13 protein-coding genes are annotated in these 15586 nt (G+C 49.6%); 7 read left to right on the forward strand and 6 right to left on the reverse strand.

The genetic code is table 11. The features are described from left to right. Positions 1–326 precede the first annotated feature (326 nt). The 5 genes from SE18_RS20445 to SE18_RS20465 form a co-directional block, all read right to left on the reverse strand. Positions 327–1475, reverse strand: coding sequence for an acyl-CoA dehydrogenase (locus SE18_RS20445; RefSeq protein WP_054536327.1), 1149 nt, complete (start codon positions 1473–1475; stop codon positions 327–329). Between the two features lie 221 nt (positions 1476–1696). Further along, a complete protein-coding gene (locus SE18_RS20450) occupies positions 1697–2953 on the reverse strand; it encodes a hypothetical protein (protein ID WP_054536328.1) in 1257 nt (418 codons plus the stop codon). Further along, positions 2950–4566, reverse strand: a complete 1617-nt coding sequence (locus SE18_RS20455) for a Mur ligase family protein (RefSeq protein WP_054536329.1) — start codon at positions 4564–4566, stop codon at positions 2950–2952. The genes SE18_RS20450 and SE18_RS20455 overlap by 4 nt, the downstream gene beginning before the upstream one ends. Positions 4567–4640: 74 nt before the next feature. After that, entirely contained in the window at positions 4641–5456 is an 816-nt protein-coding gene (gene proC / locus SE18_RS20460) for a pyrroline-5-carboxylate reductase (RefSeq protein WP_054536330.1), read from the reverse strand. A 503-nt stretch (positions 5457–5959) separates the two neighbouring features. Further along, the gene (locus SE18_RS20465; RefSeq protein ID WP_160319532.1) at positions 5960–7654 is read right to left on the reverse strand and encodes a proline--tRNA ligase; all 1695 of its coding nucleotides are present in this window, start codon (positions 7652–7654) and stop codon (positions 5960–5962) included. A 716-nt stretch (positions 7655–8370) separates the two neighbouring features. Between SE18_RS20465 and SE18_RS20470 the strand changes: the two genes are divergently transcribed. Genes SE18_RS20470 through SE18_RS20490 form a run of 5 tightly spaced genes read left to right on the forward strand, consistent with a single transcriptional unit; the run spans position 8371 to position 11681 of the window. Next, a complete protein-coding gene (locus SE18_RS20470) occupies positions 8371–9393 on the forward strand; it encodes a WXG100 family type VII secretion target (RefSeq protein WP_054536331.1) in 1023 nt (340 codons plus the stop codon). Continuing rightward, positions 9390–9935: a hypothetical protein gene (locus SE18_RS20475; protein ID WP_160319533.1), complete on the forward strand. Its 546-nt coding sequence runs from the start codon at positions 9390–9392 to the stop codon at positions 9933–9935. Before SE18_RS20470 ends, SE18_RS20475 begins: the two co-directional genes overlap by 4 nt. 12 nt (positions 9936–9947) lie before the next feature. Continuing rightward, positions 9948–10523: a hypothetical protein gene (locus tag SE18_RS20480; RefSeq protein ID WP_054536333.1), complete on the forward strand. Its 576-nt coding sequence runs from the start codon at positions 9948–9950 to the stop codon at positions 10521–10523. Positions 10524–10535: 12 nt separating this feature from the next. Then, the gene (locus SE18_RS20485) at positions 10536–11099 is read left to right on the forward strand and encodes a hypothetical protein (protein ID WP_054536334.1); all 564 of its coding nucleotides are present in this window, start codon (positions 10536–10538) and stop codon (positions 11097–11099) included. Positions 11100–11111: 12 nt separating this feature from the next. After that, positions 11112–11681 (forward strand): hypothetical protein, encoded by a 570-nt coding sequence (locus SE18_RS20490; RefSeq protein WP_054536335.1) that lies wholly within the window; start codon positions 11112–11114, stop codon positions 11679–11681. A gap of 57 nt (positions 11682–11738) precedes the next feature. On the opposite strand, the gene SE18_RS20495 is transcribed toward SE18_RS20490, so the two are convergent. Next, entirely contained in the window at positions 11739–13652 is a 1914-nt protein-coding gene (locus tag SE18_RS20495; protein WP_054536336.1) for a hypothetical protein, read from the reverse strand. A gap of 180 nt (positions 13653–13832) precedes the next feature. Here SE18_RS20495 and SE18_RS20500 point away from each other — a divergent pair, with 180 nt between their 5' ends. Together SE18_RS20500 and SE18_RS20505 are read left to right on the forward strand one after the other, a co-directional pair. Continuing rightward, on the forward strand, positions 13833–15185 hold the full coding sequence (locus tag SE18_RS20500) for an AAA family ATPase (protein WP_054536337.1): 1353 nt from the start codon (positions 13833–13835) through the stop codon (positions 15183–15185). Continuing rightward, positions 15182–15487 carry a hypothetical protein gene (locus SE18_RS20505; protein ID WP_054536338.1) on the forward strand — a complete coding sequence of 102 codons (306 nt, stop codon included), beginning with the start codon at positions 15182–15184 and terminating at the stop codon, positions 15485–15487. Before SE18_RS20500 ends, SE18_RS20505 begins: the two co-directional genes overlap by 4 nt. The last annotated feature ends 99 nt before the right edge of the window (positions 15488–15586 follow it).

Below are 15586 nucleotides of genomic sequence, written 5' to 3' on the forward strand. Positions count from 1 at the left end.
CCCATAAAAAGCGATTGCGGCTAATATTTCGTAGCGAACCAAGGCAAAATCTTTTGATCATCCTAGAATTTTCAGTATAGGCTTTACTCAACGAAGCTATATAGTATAAATTATTAGGAATAACAAAATAAACCAAATAATTATTTGGAATGAGGCGAGGGATTGAATGATGAAGGAGTTTGAAGGATGATTATGTGGAATAATCAACGGGCTTCTCTCGCAGCCAACTGTTGCCCACGATTATAACGAAATTAGTTTGCCTGTCAAGCAATTACCGTGCTGCTGATCAATTTTGGAATGATCAGCAGCACAATTGGGCCAATGAATTAGGCTAGTTCGCCAAGTAAGCCACGCGAGATGACCATGCGCAGAATTTCCGAAGTGCCTTCGCCAATCGTCAGCAAACGGGTATCGCGATAGTAGCGCTCAACCGGATATTCGCTGCTATAGCCGTAGCCACCAAAGATTTGGACTGCGTTGCGGCAGGCTCGTTCTGAGGCTTCCGAGGCGTAGAGCTTGGCAATCGCTGCTTCACGGGTGAAGGGCTTGCCGTTTTCTTTGAGCCACGCGGCACGTAAAATCAGCAAGCGAGCAGCTTCCAGCTCGGTATCCATATCGGCCAGCATATTGCTAATCGACTGATAGCTGCCAATCGCATGGCCAAAGGCTTGGCGCTCACGGGCATAGCTAACTGCTGCTTCCATGGCCGCAACGCCTAGGCCAATCGCCATTGCGCCAATCGAAATCCGCCCGCCATCGAGCACTTTGAGGAACTGCACAAAGCCATCGCCCTCGGCTCCCAGCAGGTTTTCTGCTGGTACGCGCACATTATCAAAGGTGATGGCGTGAGTATTCGAGCCACGCAAGCCCATTTTATGCTCTGGGCTGCCAAAATGGACGCCAGGGGTGCCTTGGGGAATGATGATTGCGCTAATGCCACGCTTACCACGATCTTTATTGGTGATTGCAGTAACAATTAAGTGGCCAGCTTCGGCAGCGTTGGTGATCCACATTTTTGCGCCATTGATCACCCATTCGTTGCCTTCGCGCACGGCGGTGGTGCGGGTCGAGCCTGCATCTGAGCCTGCGTGCGGCTCGGTTAGGCCAAACGCGCCAAGGTAGCGACCTTCGGCGGCAGGCCGCAAAAATTGCTCTTTTTGTTGATCGTTGCCAAACATGGCAATTGGGGCGCTGCCTAAACCAACGTGGGCCGCATACGAAAGTGCGGTCGAGCCACAGCAGCGGGCAATCTCCTCGACGGCGAGGGCTGCACTAATCGCATCGGCTCCTGCGCCGCCTAATTCTTCGGCAAAAGGCAAGCCCATGAGGCCGGTATCGGCCATTTTTTTCCATGTCGAGGCTGGAATTTGGGCTTTTTCATCAACCTCTTTGGCTTTGGGCAATAACTCACGCTCAGCAAATTCACGTACCGTTTGACGTAGTTCTTGCTGTTCTTGGGTTAACTGGAAATCCATCGAGCATATCTCCTATGATGTTGGTCGGCTTCGTTGCCTCCCTGTAGTATACCAAGAAGTTACTAGAAGGATGAAGGATGAGGGATGAAATTTAACCACGAAGGACACGAAGAGCACGAAGGTTTCTAAACTTGTATTCTTACAATATCCCAAGCTTGTTTTTGATTTCTGACTTTTGATTTTTGCTTTCATCCTTCATAATTCATAATTCATCCTTTTAATTACGTTTCCTCATCGATAAAGGCCACATGGCGAAAGGTGGTTTGGTCTTCGATGCTGGCCCCAAGGGCGCCCACAATCAGGCCAATGATCGTGACGGTGCCAGCTAAGGCCAGATTATGCTCAAGCGAAAGCGTCGCAAAATCGGTCCAGCGCTCGGCTAGCTCATTGGGCACAACCCAAATCACCAGCATTGCCGCGCTGATTAGCAGCAACACCATTGAAAGCATGGCACCTAAAATCGTCAAAATAATGGCAAAATCAGTTACCACAACTTGTTCAGTTAGCCGAAAACGGGTGCGGCGAGTGAGCAAGCGTTGGCGGGTGACGACGAAGGTTGTGGTGGCGGCAATCGTAATTGCCAACGCACCAGCAACTTCATCGAACGGCAAGCGAACCCCAACATCCCAGACCTCGGCGGTAAAGAGCAAAATGAGCAAGGTTGATAAGGCAGCGCCAGTGAATTTGGTCAGGTGCCAAACCAAAATCCATGGCCGATTGCGCGCTACTGCTGCAAGAATTTCGCGGCCTGAACGGGCCAGCACGCGCAAGGTGAAAAAGAAGGGATTGCGCGATGATTGGCCAGTTTCTTCCACCCGCAAATCAGCAACTTCAGTCAGCGATTCGAGCATCCATTCGCGCTCCTCGCTGCTAAAATCCTGCACCGCATCGAGATCTTCGGGTACGCGCGGGATGCTCATTGGGCTGCTTGGCTCGTCGCTATGTGGCAAGGCCAATAAATCGCCAAGCAAATGTAAAAATAAGGCCCAAATCCGCTTACTGAGCACCAATTCGCGCTCAGCTTTGCGCACCATCGAACGCTGAGCGGTTGGATCGAGTCGTGCCGTTGAAATGGCGGCTGCATCGAGGCCGCTGGCTGGTGTGCCCAAGGTGTATTGCTTGCTCAAGGCATGCAAATCGGTGGCAGTGAAGGCGACAGCAAAATCCCAGCCTTTGGTCAAGCGTTCAGTCACCGCCATATCGATTAAGCGAATTGGTTCGGCCAAAACATCGCCCGGGTCGGGGTCGGGGCGCACGACGATTGGCAAACGCCACGAAAATTCGGGCCAGCATTGGCGCAAATAATCGCGGGTTTGCTCGCGGGCAGTGCGAATTGCGCCCTCGTCGATTTTTTCGAAGGTGCCAATCAGCACCCAGCCAATTTCGACCAACGGGCGTTTGGGTGCTTGGGCTTCGCGCGGTGAGTTCCACAGATATTCAGCTTGATCAACTGCTGGCTCGATCTGCGGTTCACTCATTCAGCACGCTCCCATGCTTGGGCCATCGCAATTTTGCTCATCCGATCTTTATAGACAAGCCAGAGCAGTACATCGCCAGACTTGGCATGGTTCGTTAATTCGGCGAAGGCATTATCATCGCCCTCAAGCTCGGCGATGGCGCTGGATTCCAATCCCGCAGCGCTGGCAGCGGCGATCATCATTGGTTCTAAAGTGCCTGGTTCGCGCCCACGCAAAAACCAAGGATCACGTTTGAGCACCAAGCGATCGACGTGCTGAGCGATAATCGTCATTTGCTCTTGAATTTGCTGGTCGGTGCGATCACCGGTGCCGCTAAACACCATGGCAATCTGACCATCGACTGCGCGCAATGGCTCGGCGCTGGCCAAAAGCACGCGCAGGCCATCGCTGTTATGCGCGTAATCGATCAACAACGTAATGCCATCACGCTGAAACTGATTCAAACGGCCTGGGTTGTGCTCAGCATTTGGTTGAAATCCAGCAAGGCCAAGCGCAATCTGGCCTGCGCTTAATCCAAATGCGTGCAAGGCCGCTGCTGCTGCCAAAGCGTTGGCAATATTGTGCTGAGCCATCCCGCCGAAGCTTAGCGGCAATTCAGCCACAGCAATTAATGGCTGTATTTGGCCTGCGCTGGCCAGCATCAGTTGATCTGCTTCGAGAAACAAACAGCTGTGTTGATCTTGCTGCGCTTGAAGAATCAACGGGTTGTTGGCCTGCAAACTAAACCAAATAATCGGCGCAGGAGCTTGAGGAGCGACAACATCGATCAAAACCTGATCATCAGCATTCAAAATGACAGCTTTTTGGGCTGCCCGCACAATCGTAGCCTTGAAATGAGCCATTTCGGCGACTGTTGCCAAGCCGCGATCGGGCAAATGATCGTCAGCAACATTGGTCAAGACTGCAATATCGCATTGATTGAAAGCAATGCCACGGCGCAATAAACCACCGCGCGCCGTTTCGAGCACCGCCACCTCGACCGTTGGCTGGCTGAGCACCAGTTGCGCCCCACCAAAGCCAGTCCAATCGCCATGCTCAATTGCCTGATTATTGATCCACACGCCGTCAGTGTCGGTGCGTCCGGTCTGGTAGCCAGCGGTGCGCAGAGTAAAATCGATTAAGCGGGTGGTAGTAGTTTTGCCGTTAGTCCCGCTAATGGCGATAATTGGCAAGGTCTGATAGATAGTTTGGTCAAATTGCTCAGCGTTTTGGCTATGCACTCCATAGCCAACTAGCCAGCGATCGTCAGCGCGCCACACTGGCAAATGTTGTTCACGCAAGGGTTGCAAGGTACTTGGCACTTGCTCTTTGGCAAGCATGGCCTGAATCTCGGCGGTACTGGCGGCCTCGGCAGTGCCCGCAATCTGTTCAAGCAGCAGCGCCAAACTTTCGGGCGTTGTGGTTGCCCAAGTGATGGCAAATTCGCCAAGGCTTGGGTGTTGTTGGATGTTTGGCTCAGCAGCCTTGATGCCAGCGCTGCTCAGCGCATGGCCTACCTGATCGAGCCAAGCCTGAATTTCAGGCAAATTTCCGACAAGCCGAACTAAAGCTACCGGGGCATGGGCATAGCCATTTGGCCCTTCGAGGGCGCGAATATCACGAAATTCCAGCATAGGCCACCAACCTTAATCCAGCACGAATGTAGGCTTAATGGTACATGGACAGCCCAAAAAAGCAATTGCGCTGGTTACTCGCCGCCAAGCTCGCGCGCCCGCCGATAGGCCGCCCAAACCCCATCGGCCAAGACTGTGCGCAACCGACCTTTTTCAAGCTCGTAGAGCGCAGCGGCGGTTGTGCCACCAGGCGAAGTAACCATATTACGCAATTCGGCAACGTGCTTGCCCGATTGTGCCGAGTAGCGCACCGCGCCGATCACTGTTTGCTCCACCAGTTGGGCGGCGATCCGACGCGGAAAGCCCATATGCACCCCTGCATCGATCAAGGCTTCCATCACCATAAATACGTAAGCTGGCCCAGTGCCAGATAGCGCTGTGGCCATATCCATAAATTTCTCATCTTCGACCTCAACTTCTGCACCAATTGCGCTTAGCACAATTTTGGCCCAGCCACGCCGAGCCTGATCAAGGCCTTTGCTGGCGGTCCAAACCGTAATGCCCTCGGCAATTTGGGCTGGAGTGTTGGGCATCGAACGGGCAATGGCGCTATGGCCGGTGGCTTCGGCAATTTGGCGCATTTTTACGCCCGCCAAAACCGAGACAATTAGATCATCGCTTTGAAATGCGCCATTGAGTTGGGGCAGCACTTGCTCGGTCATTTGCGGCTTGATGCCCAAAATCACCACATTGCCCCATGTAGCGGCCTCGCGGTTATCCCCAGTGGTGGCAATGCCCCAGCGTTGCGATAATTCGCGCCGCCGCTCAGGGCGTGGCGTGGCAGCTAAAACTTGGCTTGGTTGTACCAATTCTGCTTGTAATAAGCCGCCGATAACAGCCTCGCCCATTGTGCCTGTGCCAATAATTGCAATATTGAGGTTGGTTAACATGATTCGGTTATTCTCCAATGGTTAATGTTGATCCACGAAGGACATGAAGGTTAATTTTTTAGCCACAGATTGGTACAGATTTTTAGGATTGGGTTCTTGCTAGCCCAAAGCCCTGAACATTTTTAGCCACGAATTGCACGAATTCCACGAATGATGTTCCGATAGCCCAAAGCCTCCATCAAATTAGCCATTATTCCTCTGCGCCTCTGCGTTAAAAATTGATCCAACGAAGCAGTCGAAAACCGCGAAGAACGCGAAGGCCACGAAGGTTAAGTTTTTTGGCCACAGATGAGCACAGATTTTTAGGATTGGGTTCTTGCTAGCCCAAAGCCCTGAACATTTTTAGCCACGAATTGCACGAATTCCACGAATGATGTTCCGATAGCCAAAAGCCCCCAGCCCATAGCCATGGATTCTCTGCGCCTCTGCGTTAAAACTGGCCCCTGAAACCTTATCCCTCATCCTGCTTTTGATGTTTGCCTTCTGCCTTTTGACTTCATCCCTCATCCTTCATCCTTCATCATTATCATCGTTACCACCTCATCAAGCCCAATCGTATCGACCACGCCCGTCGCTCGGTTGCGCAGCTCGACCACCTGTTGTTTGAGGCCGCGTTCGCCAACAGTGAGCCGCCATGGCATGCCGAGTAAATCTGCGTCGTTAAATTTCACGCCCGCCGATTCGTTGCGGTCGTCGTAGAGCACGCTCACCCCAGCAGCATTCAATTGTTGATAAAGCTGATTGGCAGCGTCGCTGACCGTGGCGCTTGCCCCAAGTTGTACCAAATGCAGATCAAACGGCGCAACGCAGGCTGGCCAAACGATACCTTTTTCGTCGTGATGTTGCTCGATAATCACCTGCAACAAGCGTTCGAGGCCAATTCCATACGAACCCATGACGATTGGCTGAGCCTGACCTTGTGGATCAAGATAGGTTGCGCCAAGCGCTTCGGTGTAGCGTGTGCCTAATTTGAAAATATGGCCAATTTCGATCCCGCGCTCCAAACTTAAGCTTGCGCCACATTGTGGGCAGGCATCGCCAGCCTCAACATTGGCAATATCGGCGACAATTGTTGCTTGCCAATCGCGGCCATACACTACGTTTTGCAAGTGATAGCCGCTGCGATTTGCGCCCGCAACCAAGCCGCCCACCCCAACGACCGAATGATCGGCGATGACGGTGACATTGCTTAGACCAACTGGCGAAGCATAGCCTGCGACCGCGCCAACGGCGCTAATTTGCTCAAGCGTGGCTGGCTCCAATACCGAAACGCCTGCCGCCGCCCGCAATTTAATTTCGTTGACTTCGCGATCGCCGCGCACGACCACGAAGATCAAGCCTTTTTCTGAGTTGAAAAAGACCGCTTTGGCAGTTTGGGCTTCGCTAACCTGCAAAAATGCCGCTAGCTCAGCAATTGTGGTGCAGGCTGGCGTGGCAATTTCGCTCATGGCTGGCACGAGATCATCATTGGCGGCAGATTGTCCACGTACCGCAACTTCGCTATTGGCGGCGTAATTGCAGCTTTGGCAAACTGCCAGCGTATCTTCGCCGCTGCTCGAAAACGCCATATATTCGCGTGGTTCGCGTCCGCCCATCTCGCCGCCATCGGCTTCAACTGCGGTGAACCGCACGCCGCAACGTTCGAAGATCGTTTCAAAGGCCAAGGCAACCCGATCATAGACTGCATCTAAACCAGCCCAATCTGCATCGAGCGAATAGGCATCGAGCATCGTGAATTCGCGCAGCCGCAACAAACCGCCGCGCACCCGTAATTCGTCGCGATATTTGGTGTGAATTTGATAAAGCAAGCTTGGTAATTGACGATATGAATCGACCTCGCGGCGAGCCAGTTCGGCCACAGCTTCTTCATGAGTTGGCGCAAACAACAACGCTTGCTGATTCCGATTCTCGAAGCGCAACATCGCCTCGCCATATTGAGCATAGCGTCCGGTTTGTTGCCATAAACTGGCGGCATGGACGACTGGCGTGCGAAATTCGCCAGCGCCAATTGCTGCCAATTCAGCGTGCATCAGCGCTTCGATGCGGCGAAAAACCCGCATGCCGAGTGGCAACAGCGCCATGCCACCAGCTAATAATTGCCGCGCCAAGCCAGCGCGCAAAATTAATTGATGGGCCGTTAATTCAGCTTCGCTTGGAGCCTCGCGCAATGTGCGCCCGAAACCACTACTCATTCGCATAACCGACCTCCTTGGAGCAATAAAAAAAACCGTCCCCAGATGCAACAGCATCTAGGGACGGCTAAAAAACCGCGGTACCACCCTAGTTGAAGCTCAGATGAGCCTCCCCTTGGTCGTCAACCAGTGAATTGACGTGTCGTGATCTCGGCGACAAACCCGACCAACCTTGTTTGGGTGTGGCGTGCACACTTGGTTCGGCGGTAACTCTGGGGTGGGTTTGCGTAGCCTAGTCCATTTCGAGCTTGCACCATCCTCGAATCGCTGGTTGGCTATTGCTGCGCTACTAATCCCCATCAACGTTTGCTATCAACTTTGTGGCTGCAACTCTATCATAGCTTATGCAAACCTGTCAATCGACCAAGCATAGCTTCGGATGCTCAAAAATCACCCTTGTAATAACGAGCTATGCGCTTATAATCAAGCAGATTGAGTAGAATTGAGGGCGACACTCCGAATCCCCCCTACAGTTTAGCCAGAGTTTCCCTCCTCGTTAGATCGTTCGTTTGTAATGGCTTGAATCGATTGCTATGACCACACCGATTCATAGGGCTTGTTCTCGACTAGCCCGATTGGATACAGCATTTCATCGTTATGGTTCTATAGCGCTTTAGAGACAAACAGCTAGAATACACACTCATGAGTTGAATTGAGGGTTTTCCTTTCACTGTCCCAGCGTTCTTGCCCGAAGCTCCCTCAACGTTGAGAGTTTTGTAAGTATGCCTGCTCCTTTTGTACAAATCGACTATACCATTGTGGATAGGATTATCCAACGTTTCCAAAAACTGCATGAGCAGAGCCAAACCATTCAAGCCAGCGTATGCCAGACGATGGCCTCGTTACGATCCAGCCAATGGCAAGGCAGTGCTGCCAACGCCTGTTTTCAAGAATTTGAGCATGTGGTTAATCCGGCTTTTCAGCGCTTGTTACATGCGTTGCAAGGCAGTGTTGAAACTACCAAGGCCATTCGGCAAATCATGGCTGATGCTGAGGCTGAAGCCGCCGCCCTATTTCGCGACGATTTTGGCCCAATTGCCTTAGGTGGTAATCGGGCGATGTTTGTTCAAGAAGGTGGTGGCGCAACCCCAACCCCAACTCCGCCAGAACCACCTTTGAAACTACCATTCTTGCAAAAATTGATTGATTTTATACTCAAAGCTATTGAGATTTGGCGCAACGATCGGGCTAACGGAGTGCAAGTCAATGCTGATGAATCGGTCAGTTATGCCGATGCCACCTTGATTTTCGAGGATATGGCCAATGAACCCGACATCCCATTTCAGTTTCCATATGATGGTTGTTATGCACGAGCTTATCTTATGGGAAATAGGATGGTGGAGCGCTATGCATTTAATCAAGAACATATTTCAAAAATCTTTATCTTTGATACCGTTCTTGGTGATGGATTGAACGAATTACGTATCGACCAGCAATTTCAATATGCTGGTTTTGGACTTGTTGAATGGGATTATCATGTCGCACCAAGCATTATGGTTCGTGATTCACAAGGAAACCTACAACCTATAATCATCGATCCATCACTATTTGATCATCCCGTAACAATTGAAGAATGGAAACAAAGTATGAACTTTCCCAATGCTACTATTGATATTCGTGTTTTTTCATGGTATGCCCCGAATTGGGAGGTTACTCCAGAAAATCAAGCGCAAACTGATGCAATCACCCAAGAGCGAATGCAAACTTATATGGATGTCTGTAAAGAAGAAGGGTATTGTCAATGAAATACCTTTACCCATTGATTATTATTTCAATATTGGCGATAGCTAGCTGTCAATCTAAAAACTCTAGTACTATTCAGGAGGATTCTATGTTTCAGATATTCATTTTTAGTGAAACCAAAGAACTTCGTCAGATGCATCATCAGGATTTATTGAATATAGCATTATCTGATGCTTCATTCATAATTAATGAAAATAATCTTCTATCCTATGATTGGACTAATCAACAGATTAATATTGATAAAACGACCGTAAGTGATTCAGATCAAAAACGCTTATTAAGCGATGCCTATTTTGTGGTTGTGTTTAATCAACAACCGATTATTGCTGGCAAACGAATTCTGGAATTTTCCCCAACCTCATATGCATATCCCGTTTTATCAATTCTGGCTAATTCATATCAACCAAATCAGCCAATTCAATATGCCTTGCGGAATAATAGCTTAGGGGTAAATCAAGCGCCATACCCATTTCTCAATCCTGATCCAACAATTGCTGAGGCAGTTAAAAACCATTTGCGCCAGTTGGGCAAGTTGGTTGAGTAACGGAGGTTTGCAATGCGTTGGTTGAGCTATTGCTGGATGCTGATCGTGTTATTTGGCTGCACGCAAGCAGATCAAAAGCCATCCACAGCGCAGCGATTTGCGATCTATATTTTTGATCAAGATGCTGTACCAGGGCTTGGCCCGACTGCTGATACAGCGTGGCAAATTTTGCAGGCGGTGCCCTTAGAACAGGCGGCATTCACCGTAACCGAAGAGCTATTGCTGAGCTATCATTGGCAAACCCAAACGATTACTTTTACCAATCCATGGGGCCAAACCGATCGTGATGCGCCAAGTTATATGTGGAATGGTGGAGGTTCGTTTGTCGTCGTCTATAACAGGCAGCGCTTGTTTGGCGGCAAAGTAGTTTCAGCAATTAGTCCGCGCCGCTTTGACTATCCAGCGATGGCCTTATCAAATGACTATATTCTGATGGAGAATCCTGAATTACAAGGCAAGTTGGTCTATTCGTTTCATCCGAAATCGGCGGTTATGTATCCGCCACAATCGCAGTTTTTAGCGGATGATCCGGCAGTTGTTGAGGCAGTTAAAAACCATTTGCGTCAACTTGGCAAGTTGGTTGAGTAACGGAGGGTGGCGATGCGTTGGTTGACCTATTGTTGGCTGCTGATCGTGTTATTTGGCTGTACGCAAGCAGATCAAACCCCACCCACAGCGCAGCAATTTGCGATCTATATCTTCGATCGGACTGCAATTCATCAGTTTGAGGGGCCAAATCATAATCCAACAGCAGCACTTCAAACAATTGATTTAGCCGCAGCATCGATCGTGATTACTGAAACTGATCTGCTTGCTTATGATTGGCCGCAACAACAACTGCGTATTCGCAATCCTCACGGGCTGAGTGCCAAGGATCGTCCAGCGGAGATGGATATTGAAGGCTTTTTTGTGATCGTCTTTAATCAACAACGGATTGTGATGGGCCGTGTTCGTTCAAACTCAACCGCGCTGGCCGCTGATTATCCATTGTTGCTGGATACGATCGAATCTTATAGCAATCAAGAGGCGATTTCGGTTTATCAACTCCGCTCGAATAGCGCAACGATTCGGAGTGCTGCATCTCATTCGTTTCCCAATGCTGATCCGGCAATTGCTGAGGCAGTCAAAGAGCATTTGCGTCAACTTGGCAAGTTGGTTGAGTAACGGAGGGTGGTGATGCGTTGGTTGAGCTATTGTTGGGCGCTGATCGTACTGTTTGGCTGCACGCAAGCAGATCAAACTCCGCCGGCAACGAAGCAGGTTGCAGGCTATGAATTATATTTTTTTGAAAATACGGTGCTCAGCCAGCAGCGAGCTGAGCGGATTGCGGCCAATCAGGAATGGAATATGTTGCGTGATCCTGATCTTGCACAAGCTAGCTATGTGATTTCTGATACTGCTATCGTTGAATATAATTGGCCACAACAAACGCTGATTGTGCAAAACCCATGGGCTGAAGCCAATCAGAAAACTCCATTTTTTATGTCCGAAGGCACAACCTTGGTGATATTTAACGGGCAGATTATTCGCGCCTATCAGCGCGAGCTAAGCATTAGCAGCAAATATATTGCGCCCGAAACTGCTGTGATGTATCACGAACTGCCAGCAAATGGGGCTGATCCAACGCTTAAATATCGTTTGACCCAAGCAAATGCAACTTCGCCAGCTGCGATTGTCAGTGACGATCCAGCGATTGCTGAGGCAGTCAAAAACCATTTGCGCCAGCTTGGGAAATTGGTTGATTAACCATGAAGCCTCTCGCCCACTCAATGCAGGCGAGAGGCTTGGCGAATGAGGGGAATTTTAGCCAGGGAAGCGGCTGAGATGTTCTTCGAGCTTGACGTGGCAGGCGGCTTCTTCGCTGCGCAGCGTCGTTTCTTCTTCGCGCAACGCATTTAGTTGGTCTTCGGTTTCTGCAAGTGTGGTGATATAGCGGGTGCGCAATTCGCCCTCGCCGCCTTCGTTTTTGAGCACATCGAGGTTGCCGCGAATTTGGGTTTGTTGATTGTAGATTTTTTGGCGTGCGGCCTCAATTTCGTTGAAGCGCTGGGCAATGCTGTCGAGCCGCGCATACAAGGTCAGCACTTCGCGCAATTCGCTAACGGTGTTTTGATCGAGCATGCGATCGTGCAAATAGCGGCGTAATTGTTCGAAATTGATCGAGCGAATATGTTCGCGACGTTCGATTAAGCGCCGTTCGCGTACTCGCAAGGCCGCCTCGCCACGAGCCGGAATCGGCAAGAGCCAACTGGCCAATTGACTAGTGGTTTCTGCTGGCTGCACGGTATCAAACAGCTCGTAGGGGTGGCGCAATGGATGCTCAATTTTGATTACGCGGGCCTCGCCAGCAGTGTTGGTGGCGGTGTAAATCGTGGTCAGCGATTCTTCAACTTCGTGAATCAAGACATCGCGACCAAGCCGCAAGCGCCGTGTTTGATGGGCTGAGCTTTGATTTTCTTTGACTGAAACTTCCAAGGCTTGGGCATAGCGAATCGTCACCAAGCCGCCTTCGGCAGTCCAATTTAGCACTGCTTCGCCACCATAGGAGCGGCTTTCCATAATCGTGATTGGGCCGCGCTCCAAGGTTAGGCCGCTGCTATTTTCAAAGCGCACCGTCACCATGGGGTGTTGCTCGCCAGCCGCCCCGCGATAGATCAACTCACGGCGACAGGAGGTGCGCAAATTGAGCAATGGTACTAACGCCGAGCGCCCGCGCCCAACGCTAACTGGCTCTCGCACATCGTAGCGAAACAACGCACCTTGCGATGCACCTTCGGCAACTGGGGCAATTGAGGCCATCTCATCGATACTTAAGGCATCAAATTCATCGCCACCAAATGCTTCCTCGCGCATGGCCATGGCACGCATCATTTTTGGTCGCGGTGCACCAGCAGGAGCAGGCGCGGCCAAGGTATAGGCTGGCGGCGCTGCTGGCCGAATCGTATCTTCAATCAAGGGCCGTTCTGGTTGTTGTGGCTCGTAGAGCGGGTAGCGGAACGAAACTGGTCGGCCTGCAACCAACGAAATCCGCACATCTTCGAGATCTTCGTCGAGGACATTATCGAACAAGCCCCAACCTTGCAGCAGCACATCGGGCACTTCGGTTTCAATGTTATCAACAATAATCCGATATGAAACCCGCCAACTTGGCGCTGGTGCAAGGTAGGCTACCAGCAAATCGTGCTTGCCCTCGTCGAGCTGAATCGTCGCAGTCCGCGAATCTTGCTTGTCGCTGTTGGCGCGTAACGACCAGAGCACCTCATCGGCGGCGGCATCAAGCAATTGCACGCCACGAATATCATTCAAACGGTGCAAGGTAATTTGGCGTACATCGCTGCGGTAAATTGTGACTAAGGCTTGCGAGATTGGCTCTTCTGGCGGTGGCTCGTCGATGCCGACAATCAAGCCTTCGGCGGCGGCTTCATCGCGCAAGGCGAGCCGAATCCGGCGTCCGCGCAATTCGGTTAATAAATCGCGCAGCGGGCGGCCAGCGCCAAGCTCAATTCGCCGATTGCTCCATGATTCAGGCCGTTCGTAATCGATGCCCTTGACATGGCCCTCGCCTTTTTCCAACACGACCAAACTTTTCAGCACATCGTCCATGGCTTCGCGACTGAAGGCTAGCGCGAGTTTCGTGCCTTCAAACTGACCCCGCCGCTCGAAATAGCCAACGCCATGCTTGTACAAAATCAATCGTCGCAGTGGAAGTTCAGTCATTATCGTTACTCCTCGGCTGAATCGGCTGAAATTTTGGTGGGTTTTAGGTGTGTTTTTGGGTTGATGTTGGTTTGTAGCTAGCGCTATTGTACACGATTTGGCCCTGAGTAACATGCGCGTTGCCAAGCCCCAAGCTTGCAAGTACAATCATTTTATTGGCTCGATAGGGAGATTAAACAGATGATTACAAATTTGCGCTTTCAACATTTCAAATCGTGGAATGACACAGGCGAGTTGCGTTTTGCCCCGTTAACTGGCTTTTTTGGCAGCAATAGCTCTGGTAAAACCGCAATTTTGCGCTTCCTTTTGATGCTCAAGCAAACGGTTGATTCTAATGACCGTCAGCTATTTTTAGAATTAAATGGTGCATATGCAGAGCTTGGCAGTTTTGAAGAAGTAATTTTCAATAATGATATAAATTCTGAACTCAGCTTTCAAATGGGATTAGATTTTGTTCAAAAAAATAATAACTTTTTTCATATCATGATGTTATTTGTTAGACTAGGATCTGAGCTATCATTAGTAAATCAAATAAATATAAAATCATCTCTTATTTTTGATAAAAACTCAATAATGCTGAATAAATTGCTTTATACTTTTGGATTTCCTAATGGAGAATTAGGAAGTTTCTCATTTGAGAAAAATACCGATGATGATAAATATATATATCGATCTTGGTTGATGGAATCTGATAGAAATACACCTGAAGTTAAAGATATTGTTCTTCCTAAATCTAAATTCTATCATTTCCCTTATGAGCTTTTAGATAAAATTCCTGACCTATTTGCGATTTATGAACTCCCACAAATCTTTGAAGAGCAGTTTCGAGATATACAATATCTTGGCCCGATCCGCCACGATCCCCAGCGTTTTTATCAGTGGACTGGTGAAAATCGCAGTTTGGGCAATCGGGGTGAGCATGCAGTTTTGGTCTTATTGGCCGATCAAAAGCGCGATCCAGAAGCAAGATTGGCTAAAAAAGTAGCGATTTGGCTGAAGCAATTAGGCTTAATCGCTGATTTTCGTTTACATCAAATTGCTCCTAATGTTGATTTGCATGAAGTGCGGGTGAAAATCAAACCAAATGCAGCTGAGGTATTACTGACCGATGTTGGGTTTGGGGTTGCCCAAATTCTGCCTGTGCTGGTGTTGTGTGCTTCGGCTAAACCTGGCTCGACGATTATTCTAGAGCAGCCTGAAATTCACTTGCACCCAGCAGTTCAATCAAATTTGGCCGATATTTTGATTGAAACAATTAAACGTGGTGTGCAAATTGTGCTCGAAAGCCATAGCGAACACCTGCTGCACCGCTTACAACGCCGAATTGCCGAAGAAGTTTTGAGCAATACCGACACAGCGCTCTATTTTTGCGATATGGATGATACGGGTACATCGCATGCCGTGCCACTGGATGTTGATCAGTATGGCAACATTCGCAACTGGCCCAAAGATTTCTTTGGTGATGAAATGGCTGATTTGGCTGCACTCTCGCGGGAGACAATTCGCCGTAAAAAGGCCGAGGCTGGGCGATGAAACGGATCATTGATACGAATGTTTTATTAACAGCTAATGGTGCGGCAAACCATCGAGAACTCGATTGTATGGAAGCGTGTATTGATTTTCTGGAAATAATTAAGGAACAAGGTATTGTTGTGATTGATGATGGTTATTTTATTATGGGCGAGTATGACGACAAAGTTAATCCTAATGACTCACAATTAGGTGGTGCCTTTCTTAAGTGGCTTTATCGGCACGAATGGACTGATCGTTGTGAACATGTTCCAATAACAGCTATTGAAATTGATACTAGGCTCTGTCTGATAATTCCATGGTAGACTCTCCGGCAGGAGGTGTGTATGGCTCGCCATGAATTAACCGATGCCCAGTTTGCATTAATTGCACCGATCTTACCAACCGGAACACGTCGTGGCCGT

This window comes from Herpetosiphon geysericola (genome assembly GCF_001306135.1).
Taxonomy (GTDB): domain Bacteria; phylum Chloroflexota; class Chloroflexia; order Chloroflexales; family Herpetosiphonaceae; genus Herpetosiphon; species Herpetosiphon geysericola.

What these genes read in the sequence shown, in the direction of transcription:
- SE18_RS20445 (WP_054536327.1), bottom strand. Translation starts at nt 1,475, where the DNA reads ATGGATTTCCAGTTAACCCAAGAACAGCAAGAACTACGTCAAACGGTA.
- SE18_RS20450 (WP_054536328.1), bottom strand. Translation starts at nt 2,953, where the DNA reads ATGAGTGAACCGCAGATCGAGCCAGCAGTTGATCAAGCTGAATATCTG.
- SE18_RS20455 (WP_054536329.1), bottom strand. Translation starts at nt 4,566, where the DNA reads ATGCTGGAATTTCGTGATATTCGCGCCCTCGAAGGGCCAAATGGCTAT.
- proC (WP_054536330.1), bottom strand. Translation starts at nt 5,456, where the DNA reads ATGTTAACCAACCTCAATATTGCAATTATTGGCACAGGCACAATGGGC.
- SE18_RS20465 (WP_160319532.1), bottom strand. Translation starts at nt 7,654, where the DNA reads ATGCGAATGAGTAGTGGTTTCGGGCGCACATTGCGCGAGGCTCCAAGC.
- SE18_RS20470 (WP_054536331.1), top strand. Translation starts at nt 8,371, where the DNA reads ATGCCTGCTCCTTTTGTACAAATCGACTATACCATTGTGGATAGGATT.
- SE18_RS20475 (WP_160319533.1), top strand. Translation starts at nt 9,390, where the DNA reads ATGAAATACCTTTACCCATTGATTATTATTTCAATATTGGCGATAGCT.
- SE18_RS20480 (WP_054536333.1), top strand. Translation starts at nt 9,948, where the DNA reads ATGCGTTGGTTGAGCTATTGCTGGATGCTGATCGTGTTATTTGGCTGC.
- SE18_RS20485 (WP_054536334.1), top strand. Translation starts at nt 10,536, where the DNA reads ATGCGTTGGTTGACCTATTGTTGGCTGCTGATCGTGTTATTTGGCTGT.
- SE18_RS20490 (WP_054536335.1), top strand. Translation starts at nt 11,112, where the DNA reads ATGCGTTGGTTGAGCTATTGTTGGGCGCTGATCGTACTGTTTGGCTGC.
- SE18_RS20495 (WP_054536336.1), bottom strand. Translation starts at nt 13,652, where the DNA reads ATGACTGAACTTCCACTGCGACGATTGATTTTGTACAAGCATGGCGTT.
- SE18_RS20500 (WP_054536337.1), top strand. Translation starts at nt 13,833, where the DNA reads ATGATTACAAATTTGCGCTTTCAACATTTCAAATCGTGGAATGACACA.
- SE18_RS20505 (WP_054536338.1), top strand. Translation starts at nt 15,182, where the DNA reads ATGAAACGGATCATTGATACGAATGTTTTATTAACAGCTAATGGTGCG.